The following is a 23,874-nucleotide window of genomic DNA, read 5'->3' as shown; positions in this document are numbered from 1 at the left end:
CCCGGGGCCCCCGCCGCCGTCGGCAAAACGGGATGAAGCGGAGTATTTGGGGTCCGCACCGAGACCCTGTCGGGATCTCTCGTAGCGAAGTCGTGTCTTTTCACAATCACGTCGAAACCTTGCCGACGTCAGTTCGTCTCGTTACAGTGACTCCACTCACACCGGGCCCCGGATCGGTTACCGGCGGTCAGGTCGCATGACGGATACATCACGTAACAGGGCATCGGCCGCGGTGCCGATCACCGCGGTTCCGCGCAGGTCATGGAGACACCCGTTCGGCGAAGGGATGGACAGATGTCCGCACCGCAGTACCGGAAGGCTGCGGCGTTAGCGCTCGTGGCCGGCCTGGGGCTCAGCCTCACCGCCTGCTCCACGAAGGGCGACGACGCCTCGAACGAGGCAGGTGGCAAGGTCACCATCACCGTCGACTGCCAGCCGGTCGGCTCCCAGAAAGAGCTGTTGCAGAACTGGAACGACGACGTCGCCGAGTTCCAGCGACAGCACCCGGACATCGTCATCAAGAGCGTCAGCGTCGGCGAGCAGTGCAACAACCCGCCGGACTTCACCGCCCGCCTGGCCGGCGGCACCGTGACCGACGTGTTCTACGGGTACATGACCGACCTGGCGCAGGTGCTCGACTCCGGCCAGGCGATGGACATCACCGAGTACGCCACCAAGGACACGATCCCGACCTGGGACAGCGTCGACCCGGCGCTCAAGGAGGTCTTCAGCGACGGCGGCAAGCTCTACGGCGTCCCGGTGAAGAACTACTCGATGGGCCTGGTCTACAACAAGGTCCTGTTCCAGCAGGCGGGGCTCGACGTGAACAACCCGCCGAAGACCTGGCCCGAGGTCCGGGCGGCGGCCAAGAAGATCGCCGCGCTCGGCAACGGCATCGCCGGCTACGCCGAGTACAGCGCCGGCAACACCGGCGGCTGGCACTTCACCTCCCTGCTCTACTCGCAGGGCGGCCAGGTGCTGACCCCGGACGGCAAGAAGGCCGACTTCAACAACGCGATGGGCAAGCAGGTCCTGCAGAACCTCAAGGACATGCGGTACGGCGACAACAGCATGGGCAGCCGCCAACTGCTGCAGTGGGGCGATCTGCTGACCAACGCCGCGGCGGGCAAGGTCGGCATGTTCATCGGCGCGCCGGACACCACCCAGGCGATCGTCAGCCAGTTCCAGGGCAAGTTCCAGGACTGGGCGATGGGCCCGCTGCCCGGCCAGGACGGTCCGGCGAAGGCGACGCTCGGCGGCGGCGAGGGCTACTTCTTCAAGAAGGGCCTCTCCCCGGAGCAGGTCAAGGCCGGTCTGAAGTGGATCGCGTACCAGAAGCTGACGCCGGGCAAGGGCCAGTTCGACTACGTCCGGTCCAAGCCGCAGAACTACCCGGTCGGCCTGCCCCAGCCGCTGCTCTTCGCGAACGGCAGCGAGGCGCAGAAGCAGGAGCTGGATCTGCGCAAGGCGAACGCGAACGTGGACACCGCGAACTTCGCGGTCTTCGAGGCGAACCCGGTCCCGATCAAGGGCGAGCCGCGCAACGCGCAGGCGATCTACGCGGTGCTCGACGCGGCGATGTCCGGGGTGCTCACCAACCCGAACGCGAACATCGACGCGCTGCTCAAGACCGCTGAGGACAAGGTCAACCAACTCCTCGCGGCGGAGAGCTGATCGACGGGGTGGGGGCCGGCGCGCCGGTCCCCACCCACCGTCCGGGTCCAGACCGTCCGGTCACCGACTTCCGCGCAGGAGTTGCCTTGACCCTCACCACCCTTCCCGGCACCACCAGGACGCCGGGCCGCCCGTCGGCCCCGGCGGGGCGACGACCCACCGGCCTCGGCCGCAGGGTGCGGGACAACCTCACCGGGCACGCGTTCCTGATCGGCGCGCTGCTCTGCTTCGTGGTCTTCTCCTGGTATCCGATGGTCCGCGGCGTCGTGATGAGCTTCCAGCGCACCCGGCGCGGCGAGACCACCTGGGTGGGCTGGGACAACTACGCCCGCATCATCGACGACCCGAGCTTCTGGACCGCCTGGAAGAACACCTTCTACTTCACCGTCCTAGCGCTCGTCCTCGGCTACGCGGTGCCGTTCTTCGTGGCGATCCTGCTCAACGAGTTCCGCCACGCCAGGGGCTACCTGCGGATCCTGGTCTACCTGCCGGTGATGCTGCCGCCCGCCTCGGCGCTCTTCCTGTTCAAGTTCTACGCGTACGACCCCAGCGACGCGGGGCTGTTCAACGCGATCCTCAAGGCGCTGCACCTGCCGACGTCGCAGTGGATGCAGTCCCCGGAGATGACCATGCCGGCGATGGTGATCGCGTCGACCTGGATGAACATGGGCAGCGCCGTACTGATCTACCTGGCCGCGCTGCAGAACATCCCCGGCGAACTCTACGAGGCGGCCGAGCTGGACGGCGCCGGGATCTGGCGGCGGATCCGGCACGTGACCATCCCGCAGACCCGACTGATCCTGGCGCTGCTGGCGATGCTCCAGATCGTCGCCACCATGCAGCTCTTCATCGAGCCGCTGATCCTCGCCAACGGCGCGGGCGCCCAGGACTCGGCGACCTCGGTCGCGTACCTCATCTACCAGCACGGGTTCTTCCAGAACGACCTCAACGGGGCCGCCGCGCTCGGCGTGATCATGCTCGTGGTGCTGGCCGGCTTCTCCGCCGTGTACGCGCGGCTGACCGCGAAACAGGACTAGGACGGACGAGCGATGGCACAGGACTCCGGGACCCGCACCCTCATCTCCCACGCCCAGCTCCGGCGGGGGCGCGGCAAGGCGATCTACTGGACGCTGCTGGCCGTCGTCGTGGTGGTGTTCACGCTCGTCTTCCTCGGGCCGCTCTACTGGATGGTCACCGGCGCGCTCAAGTCCGGCCAGGAGATCGCCCAGACCCCGCCGACGTTGTGGCCGAAGGACCCGCAGCCGCAGAACTACGTGGACGCGTGGCACAACCTGGACCTCGCCAAGCTGCTGTTCAACACGTTCTACTACGCGGCCGGCGCGGTGGCGTTCCAGCTCGTCTTCGACACCGCCGCGGCGTACTCCCTGTCGAAGCTGCGGCCGGTCCTCGGCAACGTGATCCTCGGCCTGATGCTGACCACGCTGATGATCCCGGCGATGGTCCTCATCGTCCCGCAGTACGTGACGGTGATCGACCTGCCGATCCTGCACCTCAACCTGCTCGACTCGCCCTTCGCGATCTGGCTGCCGCTGGTCGCGAACGCGTTCAACATCTTCCTGCTGAAGCGGTTCTTCGACTCGATCCCGGAGGACCTGATGGCGGCGGCGCTGATGGACGGGGCGACGCCACTGCGCACGCTCTGGTCGATCATCCTGCCGATGTCCCGTCCCATCCTCGGCGTGGTCTCGATCTTCGCGGTGACCGCGGTCTGGAAGGACTTCCTCTGGCCGAAGCTGGTCATGCCGCACCCGGAGACCCGGACGGTCAGCGTCGGCATCTACGCCTTCTCGGGCGGCACACCGATGAACGTGGTGGTCGCCGCGTCGGTCATCGCCGCCATCCCGACCGTCATCGTCTTCCTGATCTTCCAGCGGAACATCATGTCCGGCCTGACCACCGGCAGCCTCAAGGGCTGACCCCAGCACCAGGGCGGACGACGACGTCCGCCCCGACACATCCAGGTCCGGCGGACCCGCCGACGTACGACGCAGAAAGCAGGTGCTCGTGTCCACAGCAGAGGACGGTCCGTGGTGGCGTGGTGCGGTGATCTACCAGGTGTATCCGCGTAGCTTCGCCGACGGCGACGGTGACGGGATCGGCGACGTCGCCGGCATCCGGTCCCGGCTGGATCACCTCGCCGCGCTCGGCGTCGACGCGATCTGGTTCAGCCCCTGGTACCCCTCCCCGATGGCCGATGCCGGCTACGACGTGGCCGACTACCGCGACATCGACCCGGTCTTCGGCACCCTGGCCGAGGTGGAGGCGCTGATCGCCGAGGCGCACGCGGTCGGCATCAGGACCATCGTCGACGTGGTGCCCAACCACTGCTCCGACGCGCACCCCTGGTTCCAGGCGGCGCTCGCCAGCCCGGACGCGCCGGAACGCGAGCTGTTCTGGTTCCGCCCCGGCCGTGGCCCGGACGGGGCGCGGAAGCCCACCGACTGGGTCTCGCCGTTCGCCGGCGACACCTGGACCCGGACGACCAACCCGGACGGCACGCCGGGCGACTGGTATTTGCACCTCTTCGCCCCCGAGCAGCCGGACTTCAACTGGGACCACCCCCGGGTGCGCGCCGAGTTCGAGGACATCCTGCGGTTCTGGCTCGACCGGGGCGTGGACGGCATCCGCGTCGACTCCGCGGCGATGCTGGCCAAGGACCCGACGCTGCCGGAGGCGACACCGGACGGCCCGAGCCCGTTCGTCGACGTGGACGCGGTGCACGACATCTACCGCGGCTGGCGGCGGATCACCGACAGCTACCCCGGCGACCGGGCGCTGATCGGCGAGGTGTGGCTCCCCGACCACGAGCGGTTCGCCAACTACCTGCGCCCGGACGAGCTGCACGCCGCGTTCAACTTCGACTTCCTCGGCTGCGCCTGGGACGCGGCCGCGCTGCGCGCCTGCATCGACACCACGCTCACCGCGCACGCCCCGGTCGGCGCCCCAGCCACCTGGGTGCTCTCCAACCACGACGTCACCCGGCACGTCACCCGGTACGGCCGGGCGGACACCACGTTCAGCTTCGCCGCCAAGCGCGAGGGCATCCCCACCGACCTGGAGCTGGGCACCCGGCGCGCCCGGGCGGCGGCGCTGCTCTCCCTCGCCCTGCCCGGCGCCGCCTACGTCTACCAGGGCGAGGAACTGGGCCTGTGGGAGGTCGAGGACATCCCGCGCGAGCTGCGCCAGGACCCGATGTACCACCGCTCCGGCGGGGTCGACCCCGGCCGGGACGGCTGTCGGGTGCCGATCCCGTGGACCGGTGACGAGCCGCCCTTCGGGTTCAGCCCCGACGGCGCCGCCGCACCCTGGCTGCCGCAGCCGGCCGACTGGAAGGACCGGACGGTCCGGGCACAGACCGGTGACCCGACCTCGATGCTCGAGCTGTACCGGGCGGCGATCCGGATCCGGCGGGCCCACCCGGCGCTCGGCGACGGAACGATGGCCTGGCTGCCCGCCCCGGACGGGGTGCTCGCCTTTCACCGCCCGCCCGGCTTCACCTGCCTGGTCAACCTCTCCGCCGCGGCGGTGCCGCTGCCGCCGCACGCCGAGCGGCTGCTCGCCAGCGGGCCGCTCGACGACGACCTGCTTCCGCCGGACACCGCCGTCTGGCTGCGTACCACCGAACCGACCCCGGCCGGACCTGCAACGGCCTGACGACCGCCGTGCCGGCGGCCCCGTCCCGGCCGCCGGCACCGCACCACCCCGCCGGCCCCGACCGGCCCGAGCCCGACAAGGAGGTACGCCACCCCAGCGCCACGCCGCAACGCACGGGGGACCTGGACCACACGAAAGGGAGAGCCCCGCTCATGCCCGACCACGCCACCGCCAGCCCGCATCCCGCCAGCCGAAGCCGGACCCGCGCGGGCATCGCCGCCCGCACCTCGACCTCGCTCAACGCCATCGTGCGCCGGGCCGTCGCGGCGCTCGCCGTGCTCGGCCTCGCCGTCACCGCGGCGCCCGCGCCGCCGGCCGTCGCGGCCGGCGGACCCAACCTCGCCGCCGGGCGCACCGCCGCGGCCAGCAGCGGCAACGGCCCGTACGTCGCGGCCAACCTCACCGACGGCAACCCGGCGACCTACTGGGAGAGCAGCGGCGCCCTCCCGCAGTGGGCCCAGGTCGACCTGGGCTCCGCCCGATCCGTCGACCAGGTGAAGCTGAAGCTCCCGGCCGGCTGGGAGGCGCGCACCCAGACGCTGTCGGTGCAGGGCAGCGCCGACGGGAGTGGCTTCAGCACCGTCGTCGCCTCGGCCGGCCGCGCGTTCAGCCCGGCCAACGGCAACACCGTCACCCTCGACTTCCCGGCCACCACCACCCGGTACGTCCGGGTCGTCATCACCGCGAACACCGGCTGGGGCGCCGCGCAGCTCGCCGAGCTGGAGGTGTACGGCGCGGCGGCCTCCTCGGCGAACCTGGCGTCGGGGCGGACCATGACCGCCAGCGCCCACGCCGACGTCTACGTCGCGGGCAACGCCAACGACGGCAACCAGGGCAGCTACTGGGAGAGCGCGAACAACGCCTTCCCGCAGTGGCTCCAGGTCGACCTCGCGGCCACGGTGAGCGTCAACCGGCTGGTGCTCAAGCTGCCCGCCGGCTGGGACGCCCGGACCCAGACGATCACGGTGCAGGGCGGCACCAACGGCTCCACCTTCAGCACCATCGTCGCCTCGGCCGGGTACGCCTTCACCCCCGGCGCCAACAACACGGTGACCATCACGTTCACCGCGGCCAGCACCCGCTACCTGCGGCTGCTCTTCACCGGGAACACCGGCTGGCCCGCCGGGCAGCTCGCCGAACTGGAGGTCTACGGCCCGGCGAGCGGCGACACCCAGCCGCCGTCCGCGCCCGGCAACCTGGCCTACACCGAGCCGGCGAGCGGGCAGATCCGGCTGACCTGGAACGCCTCGACCGACAACGTCGGGGTGACCGGGTACGACGTCTACGCCAACGGCACCCTGCGCACCAGCGTCAGCGGCAGCACGCTCAGCTACACCGACACCCAGCCGGTCGGCGCCACGGTCTCCTACGTCGTCCGGGCCCGGGACGCGGCCGGCAACGTGTCGGCGGACAGCAACACGGTGACCCGGACCGGCGACACCGGTGACACGGTCGCGCCGACCGCGCCCGGCAACCTGGCCTACACCCAACCGGCCGCCGGGCAGATCCGGCTGACCTGGTCGGCGTCGACCGACAACGTCGGGGTGACCGGCTACGACGTCTACGCCAACGGCGCGTTGCGGGGCAGCGTGAACGGCTCCACCCTCAGCTGGACCGACAACCAACCGGACACCGCGACCGTCTCCTACTTCGTCCGGGCCCGGGACGCGGCGGGCAACGTGTCGGCGAACAGCAACACGGTGACCCGTACCGGCAGCACGCCGGGGGGCAGCAACCTCGCGGTCGACAAGCCGATCACCGCCTCGTCGATGGTGCACGTCTTCGCTGCGGCCAACGCCAACGACGACGACGTCACCACCTACTGGGAGGGCGCGCCCGGGGCGTACCCGAGCACGTTGACCGTCGCGCTGGGCGCGAACGCGAGTATCAGCGCGCTGGTGGTGAAGCTGAACCCGGACCCGGTCTGGGGTCCGCGCACGCAGACCTTCCAGGTGCTCGGCCGGGAGCAGTCGGCGTCCGGGTTCAGCACGCTGGTCGGGTCGGCGACGTACTCGTTCAGCCTGGCCGGCAGCAACACGGTGACCATCCCGGTGTCGGCGACGGCCGCCGACGTCCGGCTCCAGTTCACCGCCAACTCCGGCTCGTCCAACGGGCAGGTCGCCGAATTCCAGGTGATCGGTGTGCCAGCGGGTCGTCCTTCGAGCACCTGGCCTTCTTCGGCAACTACACCAACCGCATCGACGGCCCCGGCAAGGTCTGGGGTGAGCTGCGCGACGTCGACAACCTGACGCTGGACAACGTCTGGGTCGAGCACACCGTCTGCGCGTACTGGGGGGTGAGCGTCAGCGGCCTGAAGATCACCAACAGCCGCTTCCGGAACACCTTCGCCGACGCGGTCAACATGACCAACGGCAGCACCGACAACCTGGTCAGCAACTCCGAGGGCCGGTCGAACGGCGACGACGCGTTCGCCCTCTTCTCGGCCGTCGACCAGGGCGGGTCCACGGCCAACCACGGCAACGTCTTCGAGAACCTGACCGCCACCCTCACCTGGCGGGCGGCCGGCGTCGCGGTGTACGGCGGCTACGACAACATCTTCCGCAACCTCTACATCGCGGACATGCTGACGTACTCCGGCATCACGATCAGCTCGCTGGACTTCGGCTATCCGTTCATCGGGTTCGGTGCCAGCCCGCCGACCCAGTTCCAGAACATCTCGCTGATCAGGGCCGGCGGTCACTTCTGGGGCGCGCAGACCTTCCCGGCGATCTGGGTCTTCTCGGCGTCGAAGGAGTTCCGCGGCATCCGCGTCTCGGACGTGGACATCGTCGACCCCACGTACTCGGGGATCATGTTCCAGACCAAGTACAACGGGAGTCAGCCGGAGAACCCGATCACCGACACGGTCTTCACCAACGTGTCGATCTCCGGGGCGCGGCGCAGCGGTGACGCGTTCGACGCCAAGTCGGGCTTCGGCATCTGGGTCAACGAGATGCCGGAGCAGGGTCAGGGCCCGGCCGTCGGCTCGGCCACCTTCGTGAACCTGCGGCTGACCGACAACTGGCAGGACATCCGCAACACCACGTCCACCTTCACCATCAACCGCAGCTGAGCCGGCAGCGAACTGGGCGCCGCCGAAAGGACCACCTCCCGGCGGCGCCCGGCCGGCGTCAGTCGTCGGCCGGGGCGCCGTGCCGGCCGGCGCCGGCCGCGAACCGGGCCGCGCCGGCCGCCGCGTCGGCGGCCAGCGAGTCCATCCCGTACGCCAGTTCGGTGGCGAGCGCCGCCGGCTCCGGCAGGGTCGTGCCGGCCAGCACCGAGGCCCGGTCGTTGCGCAGACAGGTCTGCGGGTGCCGGGCGATCTCGGCGGCCAGCCGCTCGGCCGCCGCCCGCGCCTCACCCGGCGCGACCAGCCGGTTCACCAACCCCATGGCGTACGCCTCCGCGGCCGGCACCGGCCGGCCGGTGAGGATCAGGTCCATCGCCCGGCTCTCGCCGATCAGCCGGGGCAGCCGGACCGTCCCGCCGTCGATCAGCGGCACCCCCCAGCGCCGGCAGAACACCCCGAGCACCGCGTCGGACTCGGCGACCCGCAGGTCGCACCAGAGCGCCAGCTCCAACCCACCGGCCACCGCGTACCCGGAGACGGCGGCGATCACCGGCTTGGTCAGGGTCATCCGGGTGGGCCCCATCGGGCCGTCGCCCTCCGCCTCCACCCGGTTGCCGCTCGGCGTGCCGATCGCCTTCAGGTCGGCCCCCGAGCAGAAGGTGCCGCCGGCCCCCCAGAGCACGGCCACCGCCGCGTCGGGGTCGGCGTCGAAGGCACGGAACGCGTCGGCCAGGGCCCGGGCGGTCGGCCCGTCGACGGCGTTGCGCGCCGCCGGCCGGTCCAGGATCACCGTGGTCACCGGCCCGTCGCGTTCGACCCGTACGCCCATCGGCACAGCATGCCCCCGGCGGTGCCGGCCCGCCAGAGGCGGCCGGCAGCCGACCCGACCGGCGATGCCCGACCGCGGTGCCGTTGGCCCGTCGTCACGTACGGCGGCGGATCCGTCACCGCCGACCGGTTTGCGACCGCGAACGCCGGGAAGTCGGTACGGGTGCGAGCACTGTTGACGAAGATCGAACAGAACACCCGGCTGGACCGGGTGGGTGACCGGTTGCAGCGCGCGGTGCAGGCGACGCTGCGGCCGCAGCGGGTCCGCGACCTGTTGCACGGGGTGTGGCTGGGCCACCCGTTGCACCCGGCGATGGTGCAGGTGCCGGTGGGCGCCTGGATCAGCGCGGCGGTCCTGGACGTGCTGCCCGGGCAGCAGCGGGCGGCCACCACGCTCACCACGCTGGGCACGGTGAGCGCCCTGCCGGCGGCGGTCGCCGGCCTCAACGACTGGGCCGCGCTCGCCCCCGATCAGCGCCGGGTCGGCCTGGTGCACGCCGCGTCCAACACCGTCGCCCTGGCGTTCTACGCCGGCTCGGTGAGCGCGCGCCTGCGCGGCCGGCACGGGCTCGGCCGCGCCCTCGGCATGATGGGGCTCGGCGCGGCGAGCATGGGCGCCTACATCGGCGGGCACCTGGCGTACAAGCAGGGCGCGCAGGTCAACCAGAGCATCTCCGAGCTGCACCGGATGAGCGGCGGCTGGCATCCGTTGGGCGACCTGGCGGCCCTGCCGCAGCGCCAGCTGATCACCCGGGAGATCGACGACGTGTCGGTGATCCTCTACCGGCACGGCGACGACGTGACGGTGATGCTGGAGCGCTGCCCGCACCAGAGCGGGCCGCTCGGCGAGGGTGAGGTGCAGGTGGTCGACGGGCACGAGTGCGTGGTCTGCCCGTGGCACGGCAGCACGTTCCGGCTCAACGGCGGCGAGGTCGTGCACGGCCCGTCCGGCAACGACCAGCAGATCCTGCCCACCCGGATCCGTGCGGGCATGCTGGAGGCACGGCTGCCCTGACCCGCGGCCTTCCCGCGGCTCGGTGGCCTCGGTGGCGCGCTGACACGGTGGCGCGCTGACACGGTGGCGCGCTGACACGGTGGCGCGGTGGCCGCGGTGGCGCGCTGACGCGGTGGCGCGGTGGCACCCGATCAGCAACCCGCGACTGTGCCCCGGGGTGTCGCGTCGCCCGTCGGCGTGTCGTGGACCGCAAGGAAGGTGGCCATAGAGCTTGATGACTCTGCGGCATATTTATACCGGAGAGTCATCAAGCCCTTTGCGGATGTGCCGCCGGACCGGCGTGACTGTCGGTGACGAGCCCCGCCCGTCCCGGCCCGCTCGGCTGCTGGTTCCGGGGGCCGAGGTAGGTAGCAGGTCCGGTGCGGGGGCTCGCTGGGCTGGTCCCGGGGCCGAGGTGGGTAGCAGGTGTGAGGGCTCGCTGGGCTAGTCGCGGCGGTGCCGGCCCGCCGGCAGCTCTCCGGCCGCGCTCGCGTGCGCTCCGGCCTGGCCGCGCCCGGCGCCACCGCTCGCTCTCGCGCCGCCCGCGCGGGCGGTGGCTAGGCGGCGGCGCAGGCCGAGGACGGCACCGATCTGGGCGCCGACGATGCTGGCCACGGTCAGCACGGCGGCGACCGCCAGCGGCCGGTTCATCCGGTCGGCCTCGCCTGCTCTTGCCGCCCCGACCGTCACCGGGGCGCCGCCGGGTGCCTGCGCTTCGGGCGGAGCCGCATCCGGCCGTCCCTGCGTTGACTCGGCCGAACCATGAGCGGCCTGGCCGGAGCCGGCCTTTCCCTGGGTCACCCGGCCCGGTGTGGTCTGGCCCGGGGGCTGCTGACCCGCGGCGGCCCGGCCCGGGTCGGGCTGTTCCGGTGCGGTCCGGCCAGGGACCGCATGACCAGGGGGCGCGGGCCGGGCGGCGCGGGCGACCAGCCGGCCGGTGGCGTGCGTGCGGGCGCCCCGGTCGCTGGCCTGCGCGGGCAGCTTCAGCAACTGGCCGGCGCGGATCCGGTCCGGGTCGTCCAGCCGGTTGAGCCGGGCCAGCTCCCGGTAGTCAACGAACTCGCCCAGGTAGCGCTCGGCGACGGCACCGAGGTAGTCGCCCTTCGCCACCCGGTAGACGGGCACGTCCGTCGACGGCCGAACCGCGGCCGGGGCGACGGCGGCCGAGGCGACGGCGGTTGGGGCGGCCGGCTGGGCGTACGGCTGCATGGTGGCCGTGGCGGCGCTCGCCGCCGGCGCGGTGGCGACGATCAGCGCGACCGACCCGACCAGCGCGGCCGCCGCGCGCTGCTGGCGGCTCATCCCGGGCAGCCGGGGCGCCGGTCGGCGCAGCGCCTGCGCCCCCAGTTCGACCAGCACGGAGAGGGCGAAGGTGGCCCAGCCGAACCAGCCGGCCAGCGCCAGCGCCCGCAGGAAGAGCCGGCCGTCATCGCGGCTGGTCAGGGTGGCGCCGATCTCGGCGACGGTGGGCACGTGGTCGGGCAGCGGGTTGCCGGCGAGGGCGAGCAGCGCCACCGGCCCGCCGACCAGCACCGCGCAGAGCACGACGAGCGCGGCGAACCCGGTCAGGACCCGTCCGGTCCGCCGTGCCACCGAGCGACCCGATGCGGCCATGGCTGCCTTCCTTCCCTACGGCGCCTCGGTGAGCGCCCGCGCGGTGGCCTCCCCGGAGACGGCGACGGTGTGGTTGAAGCCGAAGAGGCCGAGCATGGACCTGCGGTAGGTGACGGTGACCTCGACCCGGACGAGGGTCTCGCCGTCGACGGTCGGGAAGCTCACCGTGTGCCGGGTCGCGCCGGCCGCGGCGAGGTATTCGGCTATCGCCCGGCGCGCCTGGGGCTGGTTGATCCGCTTCGGCCCGCCCTCGATCGCGGTGGCCCGGTCGATGGCCTGGCCGCCCGTCCGGGCCGCCTCGGCGGCGAGGTTGTCGGCCCGCTGCAGGGCGCGTAGCTGCCCCGCGCCGTCGAAGGCGAGACCGATGATCGCCAGGACGCCGACCATCGTCACGGCGAGGAACACGCTCACCCGGCCGGTGTCGTCGGCGCGGCGGGCGTTCATCCCCGGCTCCGGTAGCGGTCCAGCGGCGAGGTGAAGGCCGCCGCCACCCGGTTCCCGGCCGGCATCCCGGGCAGCGCCGCGAGCTGGATGTCCTCGAAGGAGACCGTGCAGGCCACCTGGACGGTGACCGTCGCCTCCTGTCCGGCGCGGCTGCCGAACGCCGCGTCGAAAGTGGCCGGGTCGCCCCCTACCGAACCGCTGAAGGTCACCTCCGGGCTGCCCGCGCAGTCCAGCCCACGCCAGTCCAGTTGCCGGCGGGCCGCCTCCCGCGCCGCACGCCGGGCGGTGGCCGGGTCCCGGGAGATCGACGCGGCCCGGGCGGCGTCGTGCGCGGCGGCGTCGATCGCCTCGGCCGCCACCGCTGTACGCCCGGCCACCCCGGCCAGCACGATCAGCGCGATGAAGGCCGGCGCCAGCACCGCCACCTCGATGGAGACCGAGCCCCGCTCGGCGGTCCGGCTCACGGCTCGGTCCACCGTTCCACCGTCCCGTGTGCGGTCTGCCGCACCGGGAAGTCCACGCCGGGGATCACCGACAGGGAGCGTCCGCGCACCGTGCAGGTCACCTCGGTGGCGCTGGTGACGCAGCTCGGTCCGGGGTCGTCCCAGCCGACCAGCCAGTCGCCGGCGGCCCGCAGGAAACGGGTGGCCCGCGCCTCCCCGGCCCCGGGCGGGGCCTGGTGCGACCGCTGCGCGTTGACCGCGCCTTGCGCCGCGTTCAGCGCGGTGGCCCGGGCCACGAACCAGACCGCCACCTGGATGGAAGCGAAGAGCAGCACCAGGATCAGCGGCAGCAGCACGGCCAACTCCACCGGGTTGGCCCCCCGGTCCGCGGGCGGGCACGGGCGCCGGGCGGTGGCGGCGGCCGCCCGGCGCCCGCTGGAGAAAGCCGTGTGACGCATCGCCGGTTACTGCGGGTTCTTGTGGCCCGGGATGGCGTTCATCCAGTCGTTGGCCTTGGCCAGCGCCACCCCGGTGACCACCGTGGCCACGAAGACCAGGCCGAAGATGATCACCGCGGTGGGCACCGGGCTGTCGCCGCGCTCGCCGTCGCGGCGCAGCTCGGCCAGGCGCGTCGTCAGCGCGACGTGCAGGTAGGTGACGAGGGACATGACGTACTCCTTTTCTTGCCGGGTCAGACCCGGGCGATGAACGGGTAGACGGCGAAGCCGAGCAGGACGAAGACGAGCAGCGCGCCGGGGATGTCCAGCCGGCTGGTGACTCCCTCCGCGCGGGCCAGGTTGTCGGTACGGATCTGGTCCCGCAGCGAGTCGGCCCGGCTGCGCAGGGTCTCGTGCACCTGGGCGCCCTCGCTGCCGGACGAGCGCATGATCGCGCCCACGTCGCCCAGTTCCGGGATGCCGATCCGGTCGGCGAGGTCGCGCAGCTCGTCCCAGGGCGAGTGCATCTGCAACTGGGCCAGCCGCAGCGCCTCCCGGAGCCGGTCGAAGACCCAGCCGTCGCAGACCGCCGCGGCCCGCTCCAGCGACTGCACCGGCCCGTGGGCGGCGCTCAGCTGCAACGCCACCAGGTCCAGGTAGGTGCAGACCGCCTGGCGGAACTCGTCCCGCGCGGCGTCCGCTCGGGCGAGCACCGCGCGGTGGGCGAGCAACGCGCCGAGCAACGCCATGCCGAGGCTGCCCAGCACCGGTACGACCACCGGCACCCCGATGCCGAGCACGTACAGGGCCACCCCGAGCACGCTCGGCATGGCGAGCCCGACCAGCGCGGAGAGCAGCAGCGACAGCGCGTACTGCTCGGGGGCGCGGTCGATCAGCGCGAGCTGCCGGTGCGGCGGGCGCAGCCAGCGGGACAGGCCGGTGAGCCACTCCAGCTGGCGGCCGGTGGCGGCGGTGGCCGGACCGGAGCCGGCCGGCTGGTGCAGCCGGCGCAGCGCGGGGCCGAGCGCCGGAGTCGCCGGGACCAGTTCCCGGACCGCCAGGAACAGCCCGAGCCCGACCGTGGCCCCGCCGCAGACCGCGATCGCGAGCTGCCAGTTGCCGATCATCCTCGTCCTCCGTTCCGCCCCGCCGGGTCCGGACGCGCGCTCACGCGATCGCCTCCTGCGGGTCGGGGGCGGGCAGGAAGCGGGCCGGCCGCTGCGGCTGGCTCATCGACCGCACCCAGGCCAGCAGCCCGACGAAGGCGGCGCCCAGGGCGGCCATCACCAGTTGCCCGGCCGGCGTGCCGTACGGGCGGATGTACTCGGTGTTGACCAGCCCGTACGCCAGCGTGGCCAGGGTCATCCCGGTGAGGAAGCGGACCGCGAACCGGGGTTGGGTGCGCTTGGCCTCGATCTCCCGGCGGGTGGCCACCTCGGCGGCCGCCGCCGACGCGATCGACCCGAGCACGTCGCCGAGCCGCTCGCCCCGGTCGGACAGGTGCAGGATCAGCGCCGCCACCACCTGGTCGCCGACCGGGTCGCCGATCTCCTCGGCGAAGGCGAGCAGCGCCGAGCGGGCCAGCCAGCCGGCCTGGAGCCGGGCGGCGAGCAGCCGTACCTCCTCCTGGATCTCCTCCGGCGCGGTGGCGACAGTGCCGATCACCGCCTGCTGGAGCCCCTGGCCGGTGGCGGAGACGTCCTTGAGTCGGCGGGTCCACTCGCCGACCGCCTCGATCCGGGCGATCGCCCGCTGCTCGGCCCGCCCGACCGAGAAGAGCCACGGCGTGCCCGGCACGGCCGCCGCCACCAGCAGGCCGACCACCGGCAGCCCGGTGACCAGGAAGGCCAGCGCGCCGGCGACCAGCGCGCCGGCCAGCAGGGCCTGGTACGCCCGCTGCTCGCGGGGCGTCGCGCCGGAGCCGCGCCAGAGCCGGCCGACTCCCCGCCCCGCGCCCGGCGCCGGGCCGGCCGGCCGGCGGGTGCCGACCAGCGCCACCACCGCCAGCAGCAGCCCGGCGACGCAGGCCGCCCCGGAGACCACCGCGATCAGTTCGACGTTGGCGAGCACCGGTCACCGCCGGCCGAGTCGGGTCTGCAGGGGCCGCCGCCAGGCGCCGGTGCCGGCCTCGATCCACCGGGTCAGCAGGCGGGCGTCGTAGCCGACCCGGAGCAGCTGGGCGCGGATCCGCTCGGGCAGGTGCCGGGGCACCGCCCGGCCGTCCGGGCCGGGGCCGAAGACGGCGGTGGTGACGATCCGGTTGCCCTCGCCGACGCCGATCACCTCCTCGACGTGCGAGACGAAGCGGTGCTTGCGCCCGCCGATCGCCGTCTCGTCCTCGACGGTGACATAGACGATCAGGTCGAGCGCGTTGCCGGCCATCCGGCGGGCCTGGTCGACGGTCATCTCCCGGCCGTGCGCCAGCGCCAGCTCGATGATCCGTTCGCCCACCCCGGCCGGGGTCCGGGCGTGGATGGTGCACATCGAGCCCCGGCTGGTGGTCATCGCCTGGAGCATCGGGACGATCTCCCGGGACCGGACCTCGCCGACGATGATCCGCAGTACGCCCATCCGCAGCGAGACCGGGATCAGGTCGGCGATGCTCACCTCGCCGGCCGGGCGGCCGTCCAGCCCGCGTTCGCCGTGCCCCTCCCGGGCCTCGAAGCTCATCACCGCCCGGTGTCGCGCCCGGCGGCGGGCCGGCAGCAGCTCGCGGCTCTCCTCCAGCAGCACGTACGGCTCGTCGGCCGGGATCTCGTTCATCAGCGCCCGGATGACAGTGGTCTTGCCCGCCCCGGCCAGGCCGGCGACCATGATGTTCAGCCCGGCCCGCAGGGACGCGCGGAGGAAGTCGCGCAGCAGCGGGTCGATCATCTCGTCCAGGTCGCCCCGGCCACCGGCGATGTCGTCCAGGCTCACGTCCAGCGTGTTGTGCTTGCGGATCACCGCGTACGGGCGGTGGCTGACCAGGAACACGGCGGCGAGCCGGCTGCCGTCGGGCAGTTGCAGGTCGAGGGTGGGCTTCGAGGTGGACAGTGACCGCTCGGTGGCGCCGGCCCGGCGGGCGGCCGCCTGAAGGATCTCCACCAGTTCGTCGTCGCTGTCGGCGATCGGCTCGGCCCAGTCGACCCCGCCACCGTGCCGGGTGATGCGCACCTGGTCGCAGCCGAGGATGTGCACCTCCTCGGTGGTGTCGTCGACCAGCAGCGTCTGCAGCCGGCCGAGCCCGGCCAGCTCGGCGGTGACCTGGTCGAGCAGCAGCCGTTCCTCGCCGGCCGCCATCGGGGTGCCGGCCCGGCGCACCGAGTCGGCGTACGCGGCGACCACCGCCACCGCCAGCCGGGCTCGCTCGGTGTCCTCGGCGTCGGCGTCGAACTCCCGGCCGCGCTGCCAGCGGGTGAGCCGTTCGCTGAGCTCCCGGCGCAGCTCGCGGACCACCTGGAAGTCCACCCGCGGTCGGGGCGGCGGCTCCGGCGGCGCGCCGACCGCAGCCGGCGCGGCGTGGTGGTGCCGGCCGTTCGGCGGCACCCCGTTGGTCGGCATCCCGTGCCCCGGGCCGGGTGCGATCGCGCCGTTCGCCCCGGGCGGCACGGCCCCGTTCGGCCCACGCAGCGGCGGCGCGGTGGAGGTGGCGCCGGGCGGCTGGCGGCGCGGGTCCGACGAGACCGGCTCAAAGCGCATCCGGCACCCCCTGCGACACCGGCCAGGCCAACCGGGCCCGCCGCCGCTCCAGCAGCGACCCGATCGGCACCTCCAGCGCGCAGGCCGCGCGCATCAGCGGCCGGCCGGCCCGCACGGTGCCGCCCAGGCCGAGCACCTCGGCGGTACGCGGGTCGTGCGGCAGCCGCCCGATCACCGGCAGCCGCAGCGCCTTGCTGATCTCGCCGCGCCCGTGGCCGTCGCCGACCAGCAGCAGCCGCGGCGTGCCGGGGGAGACCCGGTGTTCGGTGAAGTCCCGCTCGATCGCCCGGACCATCGCCCGGGTGCCGGAGAGGTCGGGCAGCTGGGCCCGGCTGACCAGCAGCACCACGGAGGCGGCCCGCAGGATCGGCCAGGGCGGGCCGGCGACCTGCAACCGGCCACAGTCGACCAGCACGTCGTAGCCGGGCTCGCCCCGCTCCAACCCGGCGAAGAAGTCGGCGAACCGCTGCCAGAGCGGGGTGACGCTGCCGGCCTGCGCGGGGTCCACCACGCCGGGCAGCAGCAGCCGTTCCCGCTTCGGCGCGTCGAGGTCGACCAGTTGCGACCAGAACGCGGTCTCCAGGTTGCCGTCCCGCAGTTCGCCGACGGCCAGCTCACCGATGCCGCGGGGGCCGTCCAGCGCGCCGCCGAGATAGCCGGCGAGGATCGACCCGCCGGCCGGGTCGGCCTCGACGAGCACCAGCCGGCGGTGCCAGCTCAGCGCGCAGGCCAGGGCGGTGGTGGTGACGCCCGGCGAACCCTTCGCCGAGACCAGCGCGATGATCGCCATGCTCAGGCCGCCTCGGTAAGCACGACGGCGATCCGCTCCTGGGCCGAGAGCGCCACCACCGCCGGCACGTCCCGCACCGCGAGCGCCAGGTAGAGCACGATCTCGGTGTCACTCTGGCCGGTCGCCGTGTCGATCACGGTGGCCTCGAACCGGGTGGCGGTGGCCGCCGGGCCGGTGTCGTCGTCGTCCGGGGTGCTCACCAGCAGGACCTTGTCGCCGGGGTGCAGCTCGCGGGCCGGCACCTCGGCCGGGCCGAGACCCAGCGCGAGCTGCTGCTGGCCGGGGGCGAGCAGCGGGTCGTCGGTGAGCTGGGCCATGGTGAGCAGGGTTCCCGGGGTGAGCGACACCGCGGCCCGTTTGCCGACCACGTCGTCGAGCCGGCCGGCCGGCACCGGCTTCAGGCCCTGGCCGCCGGCCACCTGCACCGGCACCAGGTCGGCCGGGCTGAGCTGCCGGCCGACCTCGACCGGGCGGGCCACCGCCAGGTAGCTGCCGGTGGCCCGGACCGAGGTGACCGCGAACGCGGCGCCGAGCCCGCCGAGGGCGATCAGCAGTACGGCCAGACCGAGCAGTCCGGGGCGGGTCCGACGCTGCCGGACCACCTTGGGCGGGGCGACCGGCGCCTCCACCGGTCCGGTTCCGTTGCGGGTCGCCAGGCTCATCGGGTCACCACCTGCAGTTCGTTGATCTGGATCGGGACGGTGCCGCTGGCACGGGTCTGCGGGATCTCGCCGCGCTGGCCGCCACCGCTCCAGGTCACCGTCCAGTACGTGACGGCGCTGACCCGGTACGTGCCGGCCTTCGGGTAGCCGGTGTGGTAGCCGCAGTCGGGGGAGGTCCGCCCGGCGCGCGCCCCGGTGGCGGAGTACGGGGTGCCCGGCCCCGTGCAGGTGACCTTCCGGCCGTTGCCCATGCTCCAGACGATCCGGTCGACCTTGGCCTCGATGACGACGCGCAAGCCGCGGTCCTCCGCGTCGGCGTGCAGCGGGCCGAAGTAGTTCTCGCCCCGGCTGGCCCACATCCACACCGGCAGGCCGACCAGCCCGGGGCCCTTGCTCTTGCGCGGCGCCACGGCCACCCGGGGCGGGAGCAGCCGGATCGAGGCGAGCGCCCGGCGGGCCAGCTCCTCCGGGTCGGGCGGCGCGCCGAACCCGGGCGGCGGGCTGTCCCGCAGCACTGTGGTCTGGTCGCCCAGGTCGCCGCCGTTGCAGGTGCGGACGTACCACTGCTGGCCGGGTGGGGTGTTGGCCGGCTGCGGCTGGGCGAGCTTGTAGTAGCAGCCGTCGCCGTTGTTGAACCAGCCGAGCAGGTCGTCGTAGCAGGGGATGGTGCGGCCGTTCCACTGGCACTTGCCGGCGCCGCCTCCCCCGGAGTCCCCGCCCCCGCCGGTGTCGCCGCCGCCCGGGCCACCGGGCGTGCCCGGGTCGTCGTCCCAGACGCTGCAGTCGGGCTGCCCGGGCGGGCAGTCGACGCCCGGGTCGGCCCGCCCGGCGGCGACCGCCGGCACGGTGGCCGCGGCGGCCAGCAGCAGCGCCAAGCCGACGCCGCCGAGCGCGCGGCGGGCCGCCCCGACCCGGGTGGTGCGGCCCGGGGCGGCCCTTCCTCCCCAGGTCAGCACGGCTGGTCCTGGTGGCCCGCGCCGGCGCTGATCAACCAGCGGCCGTCGGGGTAGCGGGTGGCGGTGGCGGTGGCCAGGTGTCGGGTTCCGCCGGTGCCGGGGACCATCCGGTTGGTCCGGGCGTAGACCAGCCGGTAGCCGGTGGCGTCCAGGCAGTCCTGGATCTCCACGGTCGCCGGGTCGGCGGCCAGGTCGACCGAGGTGACGGTGGGGTCGGAGCGCAACGTCCCGGTACGCATCGCGCCGTGCTCCTTCGCTTCACGAATGGCCACCCGGACCCGGGTCAACAGCGGGTCGGCGAGGAATCGGGACAGTTCCGGATGATGTGGATCGCTTCTCCGGCTGGCCGTACGGGATGCGTCGAGATAACCCGAATACGCGGCCAGTGCCGCTTTTCCGGCCGCCTGTTCCTCCGCTTTCCGCTGCTCGGGGGCGGGCGCCCGCCGGTCGTCGCCCGGCCGGCCGATCGCCTCCCGCTCGGCCCCGCAGGCGGTGGCCGATCCGACCGCCGCGAGCGTGAGCAGGCAGGCCAGCCAGCGGTTGAGCTGCCGTCCTCGCACCGTCGTGCCTCCTCGGTGGTGACCCGGGGCCGCCGTCGCGGTGACCTCCGGGCATGTGGCAGCGCGGCCGGATGACCACATCCGGCCCCGTGAATTGCGCAGCCACATTTACCGCTATGGATTACTTACGAATGCACGTTCCAACAAGCATCCTGTCGTTTGGACGTGTGTTGCGTCACACCCAAGGGGCGAGCATAGGCTGACGTCCGCCGATGCAACAGAGGCAATTCAATCGAATACCGAGAGTGATGACAGGTGGTGGCGACCGGTGGCCGACGTGCGACCGCGGGAAGGGCAGGGGCGCGGCGGGCTGATCGCCCCGCAGTGTTCGCGGCATGGATTTCCCATGCGACATCGGGCTGGACCCGCCGACGGGGCGGAGTCGACCCGGCGCGGCATCTGGCCCGATCCGTCCACCGGTCATGCCGGCCGGGCCGGGCGCTATTCGCAATCCATGGGAATCCCATCAACGCAGAAGCCGCACTTCCCGCGCCACGCCAGCTGTGTCGCTGGATCGGCCGGGCACGCGGCCCGTCGTTACACGCCGCGGGTTATCCCACTACGGTGCGTGCCCACTGTCGGGCACCGGTCCAGCCACCGGAACCGGGCCGCGCGGCTCGGCGTCGCCTCGCCGGGGGTTCCGGCATGGCGCTGACCGAACCCCCCGAAGGGCTCGACCGCGCGACCGGACGCCCCCGCAGGCTCGCCCCGGCGACCGCCCCCACCGAGGTCTCCACCACCGCGCCTGCCGACGGGCGCTCCTCCGCGACCGCGCCGGCCGGTTCGCGTCGCGGGTCGGGGTGGTTGGCCGCGCTGGCGCTCACCCCGCTGCTGCGGCTGGCCGCGATCCGGTACGCCGTACCGCCGGACCGGCCGGAGCGGACCGGCTGCGACGGCTGCGCCGCCCCGGTCGGGCTGGACCAGCCCTGGCCGGCGCTCGGCCCGGCCGCCCGCTGCGGCGGCTGTGGCGCGCGGATCGGCCCGCCACCCGGCACCGTCGAACTGGCCGTGCTGGCGGTGCCGGCGCTGCTGGCGCTGACCGGTCCGCCGCCGGTCGAACTGGCCGCCACGGCCTGGTGGCTGGGCTGGGCGGTGCCGCTGGTCTTCGTGGACCTGGCGGTGCACCGGCTGCCGGACCGGCTCACCTGGCCAGCCGCAGCCGGGACCTGGCTGCTGCTCGGGGTGGCGGCGCTGGCCGGGGCCGGCCCGGCGCCCTGGCTGCGGGCCACCGGCGCCGGGCTGGGGCTGGCCGCCTTCTTCGCGACCAGCACGCTGCTGCTCGGCCGGCGCGGCTTCGGCCTCGGCGACGCGAAGTTGGCGCTCGGCGCCGGCACCCTGCTCGGCTGGTACGGCTGGGCGCTGCCGGTGGTCGGGCTGCTGCTCGCGGTCACCGCCTCCGGACTGGTCGCGGCGGGTCTGCTGGCGGCGCGCCGGGTGCGCTGGTCGAGCCACCTGCCGTTCGGCCCCTACCTGGTGCTCGGCACCGTCGGCGCCCTGCTCCTGGCGGCGTGATCCCGGCCCTTCGACACGCCGCCGCCGGGGCGAGCCGACGCCACCGCCAGGACGAGCCGACGCCGCCGGGACGAGCCGCCCCCACCGGGACGAGCCGACGCCACCGCCGGGACGAGCGGGCACCGCCGCCGGCCGGGGCCCCGGCCTCCTGCCAGGCTGGCGTCGATGCCGAGCGACCCGGGGGCCCGGTGGCGACGGTCAGCGGCGCGCCGGGCCCACCGCGACCGGTCCGGCGTACCGAGGCGGACCTGCACCGACTCGCCGAGACCGAGTCGATCTTCGCGCTCGGCAACGGGTGGGTGGGCTGGCGCGGCAACCTCGACGAGGGCGAGCCGTACGGCATGCCGGGCAGCTACCTCAACGGCTTCTACGAGGAACGCGAACTGACCTACCCCGAGGACGGGTACGGCTTCCCGCAGCTCAGCGACACCGTGGTCAGCGCACCCAACGCCGCGCTGATCCGGCTCTGGGTCGGCGACGAGCCGCTGGACCTGCGTACCGGCACGCTGCGTACCCACGAGCGGGTGCTGGACCTGCGGGCCGGCACGGTCGAGCGGTGCACCGAGTGGATCTCACCGGCCGGCCACGGCGTACGCATCCGCAGCACCCGGCTGGTGTCGCTGCCCCGGCGCCCGGTCGCGGCGGTGCGCTGGACGGTCGAACCGCTGGACGGGCCGGTCGAGGTGCGGATCGTCTCCGACCTGCTGGCCAACCAACGGGTGCCCGAACGCTCCGACGACCCGCGGGCGGCGGCCGTCATCACCGACCCGCTGACCGCCGAGTACCGCCGCTGCACCGGCCACGACGGAGTGCTGGTGCACCGCACCGAGCGCAGCGGGCAGCGGGTGGCGGTCGCGGTGGCCCACCAGGTCGACGCGCCGGACGGGTTCGGCTCGGACGTCGACCGCACGCCGGACCGGCTGCGCCTGACACTGGCCGGCACGCTGCGCCCCGGCGAGCCGGCCCGGCTGGTCAAGTTCGCCGCCTACGAGTGCGCGCGGGTGGACGCCACGCCGCCGGAGGAGCTGGCCGACCTGGCCGTACGGGAGGCGGAGGACGCTCGCGCGGACGGGTTCGACGCGCTGCTCACCGGCCAGCGCGCGGCGCTCGACGCCGCCTGGCGGGTGGCCGACGTGCAGCTCGACGGGGACGCCGAGTTGCAGCAGGCGATCCGGTTCGCGGTCTTCCATCTGATCCAGGCCGGCCGCGCGGAGGGCGACCGGACCATCCCGGCGAAGGGGCTGACCGGCAACGGCTACGACGGGCACGTGCTCTGGGACACCGAGGGCTACGTGCTGCCGGTGCTGACGTACCTCGCCCCGCGGGTGGCCCGCTCGGCGCTGCGCTGGCGGCACGCGCACCTGCCCGAGGCCCGCGAGCGGGCGGCCGAGTTGCGGCTGCCCGGGGCCACCTTCCCGTGGCGCACCATCGGCGGCCGGGAGTGCTCCGGCTACTGGCCGGCCGGCACCGCCGGGCTGCACGTCAACGCCGACCTCGCCGACGCCGTGCTGCGTTACGTCGCGGCCACCGGCGACCAGGAGTTCCTCGCCGAGACGGGGCTGGAGTTGCTGGTGGAGACGGCCCGGCTGTGGCACGGCTTCGGCCACTGGTCCGACACCGGCGCCTTCCACCTGCACGGGGTCACCGGCCCGGACGAGTACTCCGCGGTGGTCGACGACAACGTCTTCACCAACCTGATGGCCCGGCGCAATCTGCGCGGCGCCGCCGACGCCGCCGAGCGGCACCCGGCGGCGGCCGCCCGGCTCGGCGTCGACCCGGCCGAGGTGGCCGGCTGGCGGGCCGCCGCCGACGCGGTCTTCATCCCGTACGACCGCAAGCGCGGGGTGCACCAGCAGTCGGCCGGCTTCACCGAGCAGCCGGAGTGGAACTTCGCCCGCACCGGCGAGGACGACTATCCGCTGCTGCTGCACTTCCCCTACCTGGAGCTGTATCGGAAGCAGGTGGTCAAGCAGGCCGACCTGGTGCTGGCCATGCAGCGCTGCCCGGGCGAGTTCACCGCCGACGAGAAGGCCCGCAACGTCGCCTACTACGAGGCCCGCACGGTCCGGGACTCGTCGCTGTCGGCCTCCCCGCAGGCGGTGCTCGCCGCCGAGGTCGGGCACCTCGACCTGGCGTACGACCTGTTCGCCGAGTCGGTGCTGCAGGACCTCGCCGACCTGGGCGACAAGACCGGCGACGGGCTGCACCTGGCGTCGCTGGCCGGCGCCTGGCTGGCGCTGGTGCAAGGCTTCGGCGGGCTGCGCGACGACCGGGGCGTACTCTCCTTCGACCCGCGACTGCCGGCGGCGATCGACCGGCTGGTCTTCCATCTGTACTGGCGCGGCCAGCGGCTGCGGGTCACCCTCACCCGGGACGAGGCCCGCTACGAGCTACCGGACGCCGACCCGGAGACCTCCGTCGACCTGTGGCACCACGGCGAACCGCTCCAGGTCACCGGCGGGACCCCGGCGATCCGACCGATGCCGCCGGTGACCTGGAGCGGTTCGCCGTGGTGCCACAGGTCGACGGAGGTC

At 73.6% G+C, this 23,874-nt stretch carries 21 protein-coding genes and 1 pseudogene; 9 read left to right on the top strand and 13 right to left on the bottom strand.

What is annotated here, in order from left to right; translation table 11 throughout:
- Window positions 1-294 precede the first annotated feature (294 nt).
- The 6 genes and pseudogenes from DLJ47_RS15745 (at window position 295) to DLJ47_RS37885 (ending at window position 8,422) form a co-directional block, all read left to right on the top strand.
- Entirely contained in the window at window positions 295-1,674 is a 1,380-nt protein-coding gene (locus DLJ47_RS15745) for an ABC transporter substrate-binding protein (protein WP_109900753.1), read from the top strand.
- Between the two features lie 86 nt (window positions 1,675-1,760).
- Window positions 1,761-2,711, top strand: coding sequence for a carbohydrate ABC transporter permease (locus tag DLJ47_RS15740; protein ID WP_109900752.1), 951 nt, complete (start codon window positions 1,761-1,763; stop codon window positions 2,709-2,711).
- Window positions 2,712-2,723: 12 nt separating this feature from the next.
- Window positions 2,724-3,611, top strand: a complete 888-nt coding sequence (locus tag DLJ47_RS15735; RefSeq protein ID WP_109900751.1) for a carbohydrate ABC transporter permease — start codon at window positions 2,724-2,726, stop codon at window positions 3,609-3,611.
- Window positions 3,612-3,699: 88 nt separating this feature from the next.
- Window positions 3,700-5,349 (top strand): glycoside hydrolase family 13 protein, encoded by a 1,650-nt coding sequence (locus DLJ47_RS15730; protein ID WP_109900756.1) that lies wholly within the window; start codon window positions 3,700-3,702, stop codon window positions 5,347-5,349.
- 248 nt (window positions 5,350-5,597) lie between these two features.
- Window positions 5,598-7,508, top strand: a pseudogene (locus DLJ47_RS15725) (galactose-binding domain-containing protein); the annotation flags it as partial.
- Complete coding sequence (locus tag DLJ47_RS37885) at window positions 7,475-8,422, top strand: hypothetical protein (RefSeq protein ID WP_446723568.1); 948 nt, start codon at window positions 7,475-7,477, stop codon at window positions 8,420-8,422. The pseudogene DLJ47_RS15725 and the gene DLJ47_RS37885, both read left to right, overlap by 34 nt.
- Before the next feature lie 58 nt (window positions 8,423-8,480).
- On the opposite strand, the gene DLJ47_RS15720 is transcribed toward DLJ47_RS37885, so the two are convergent.
- Window positions 8,481-9,248 (bottom strand): crotonase/enoyl-CoA hydratase family protein, encoded by a 768-nt coding sequence (locus DLJ47_RS15720; RefSeq protein ID WP_109900750.1) that lies wholly within the window; start codon window positions 9,246-9,248, stop codon window positions 8,481-8,483.
- Between the two features lie 162 nt (window positions 9,249-9,410).
- Here DLJ47_RS15720 and DLJ47_RS15715 point away from each other — a divergent pair, with 162 nt between their 5' ends.
- A complete protein-coding gene (locus DLJ47_RS15715; protein ID WP_109900755.1) occupies window positions 9,411-10,262 on the top strand; it encodes a Rieske 2Fe-2S domain-containing protein in 852 nt (283 codons plus the stop codon).
- A 423-nt stretch (window positions 10,263-10,685) separates the two neighbouring features.
- Here DLJ47_RS15715 and DLJ47_RS15710 read toward each other — a convergent pair whose 3' ends face one another.
- Genes DLJ47_RS15710 through DLJ47_RS15655 form a run of 12 tightly spaced genes read right to left on the bottom strand, consistent with a single transcriptional unit; the run spans window position 10,686 to window position 19,828 of the window.
- A complete protein-coding gene (locus DLJ47_RS15710) occupies window positions 10,686-11,855 on the bottom strand; it encodes a LysM peptidoglycan-binding domain-containing protein (RefSeq protein WP_109900749.1) in 1,170 nt (389 codons plus the stop codon).
- 15 nt (window positions 11,856-11,870) lie between these two features.
- A complete protein-coding gene (locus DLJ47_RS15705) occupies window positions 11,871-12,299 on the bottom strand; it encodes a hypothetical protein (RefSeq protein WP_109900748.1) in 429 nt (142 codons plus the stop codon).
- Window positions 12,296-12,775 (bottom strand): TadE/TadG family type IV pilus assembly protein, encoded by a 480-nt coding sequence (locus DLJ47_RS15700; protein ID WP_109900747.1) that lies wholly within the window; start codon window positions 12,773-12,775, stop codon window positions 12,296-12,298. The genes DLJ47_RS15705 and DLJ47_RS15700 overlap by 4 nt, the downstream gene beginning before the upstream one ends.
- Window positions 12,760-13,200 carry a TadE/TadG family type IV pilus assembly protein gene (locus DLJ47_RS15695; RefSeq protein WP_109900746.1) on the bottom strand — a complete coding sequence of 147 codons (441 nt, stop codon included), beginning with the start codon at window positions 13,198-13,200 and terminating at the stop codon, window positions 12,760-12,762. The genes DLJ47_RS15700 and DLJ47_RS15695 overlap by 16 nt, the downstream gene beginning before the upstream one ends.
- Before the next feature lie 6 nt (window positions 13,201-13,206).
- Window positions 13,207-13,410: a hypothetical protein gene (locus tag DLJ47_RS15690; protein ID WP_088996913.1), complete on the bottom strand. Its 204-nt coding sequence runs from the start codon at window positions 13,408-13,410 to the stop codon at window positions 13,207-13,209.
- Between the two features lie 23 nt (window positions 13,411-13,433).
- Complete coding sequence (locus DLJ47_RS15685) at window positions 13,434-14,303, bottom strand: type II secretion system F family protein (RefSeq protein WP_446723567.1); 870 nt, start codon at window positions 14,301-14,303, stop codon at window positions 13,434-13,436.
- Between the two features lie 43 nt (window positions 14,304-14,346).
- Entirely contained in the window at window positions 14,347-15,249 is a 903-nt protein-coding gene (locus tag DLJ47_RS15680; RefSeq protein WP_109900744.1) for a type II secretion system F family protein, read from the bottom strand.
- A 3-nt stretch (window positions 15,250-15,252) separates the two neighbouring features.
- Complete coding sequence (locus DLJ47_RS15675; protein ID WP_109900743.1) at window positions 15,253-16,860, bottom strand: CpaF family protein; 1,608 nt, start codon at window positions 16,858-16,860, stop codon at window positions 15,253-15,255.
- On the bottom strand, window positions 16,850-17,650 hold the full coding sequence (locus DLJ47_RS15670; RefSeq protein ID WP_109900742.1) for a ParA family protein: 801 nt from the start codon (window positions 17,648-17,650) through the stop codon (window positions 16,850-16,852). The genes DLJ47_RS15675 and DLJ47_RS15670 overlap by 11 nt, the downstream gene beginning before the upstream one ends.
- Before the next feature lie 2 nt (window positions 17,651-17,652).
- Entirely contained in the window at window positions 17,653-18,312 is a 660-nt protein-coding gene (locus DLJ47_RS15665) for an SAF domain-containing protein (protein WP_109900741.1), read from the bottom strand.
- Window positions 18,309-19,268, bottom strand: coding sequence for a hypothetical protein (locus DLJ47_RS15660; RefSeq protein ID WP_446723566.1), 960 nt, complete (start codon window positions 19,266-19,268; stop codon window positions 18,309-18,311). The genes DLJ47_RS15665 and DLJ47_RS15660 overlap by 4 nt, the downstream gene beginning before the upstream one ends.
- Window positions 19,262-19,828: a hypothetical protein gene (locus DLJ47_RS15655; protein ID WP_109900740.1), complete on the bottom strand. Its 567-nt coding sequence runs from the start codon at window positions 19,826-19,828 to the stop codon at window positions 19,262-19,264. The genes DLJ47_RS15660 and DLJ47_RS15655 overlap by 7 nt, the downstream gene beginning before the upstream one ends.
- 645 nt (window positions 19,829-20,473) lie before the next feature.
- Here DLJ47_RS15655 and DLJ47_RS15650 point away from each other — a divergent pair.
- A complete protein-coding gene (locus tag DLJ47_RS15650) occupies window positions 20,474-21,340 on the top strand; it encodes a prepilin peptidase (protein WP_109900739.1) in 867 nt (288 codons plus the stop codon).
- A gap of 188 nt (window positions 21,341-21,528) precedes the next feature.
- A partial coding sequence (locus tag DLJ47_RS15645) for a glycoside hydrolase family 65 protein (RefSeq protein ID WP_109900738.1) occupies window positions 21,529-23,874 on the top strand: 2,346 nt, incomplete at its 3' end.

Source organism: Micromonospora sp. S4605 (genome assembly GCF_003176715.1).
Lineage (GTDB): Bacteria > Actinomycetota > Actinomycetes > Mycobacteriales > Micromonosporaceae > Micromonospora > Micromonospora echinaurantiaca.
This window is presented reverse-complemented; position numbering and strand designations above follow the sequence as displayed.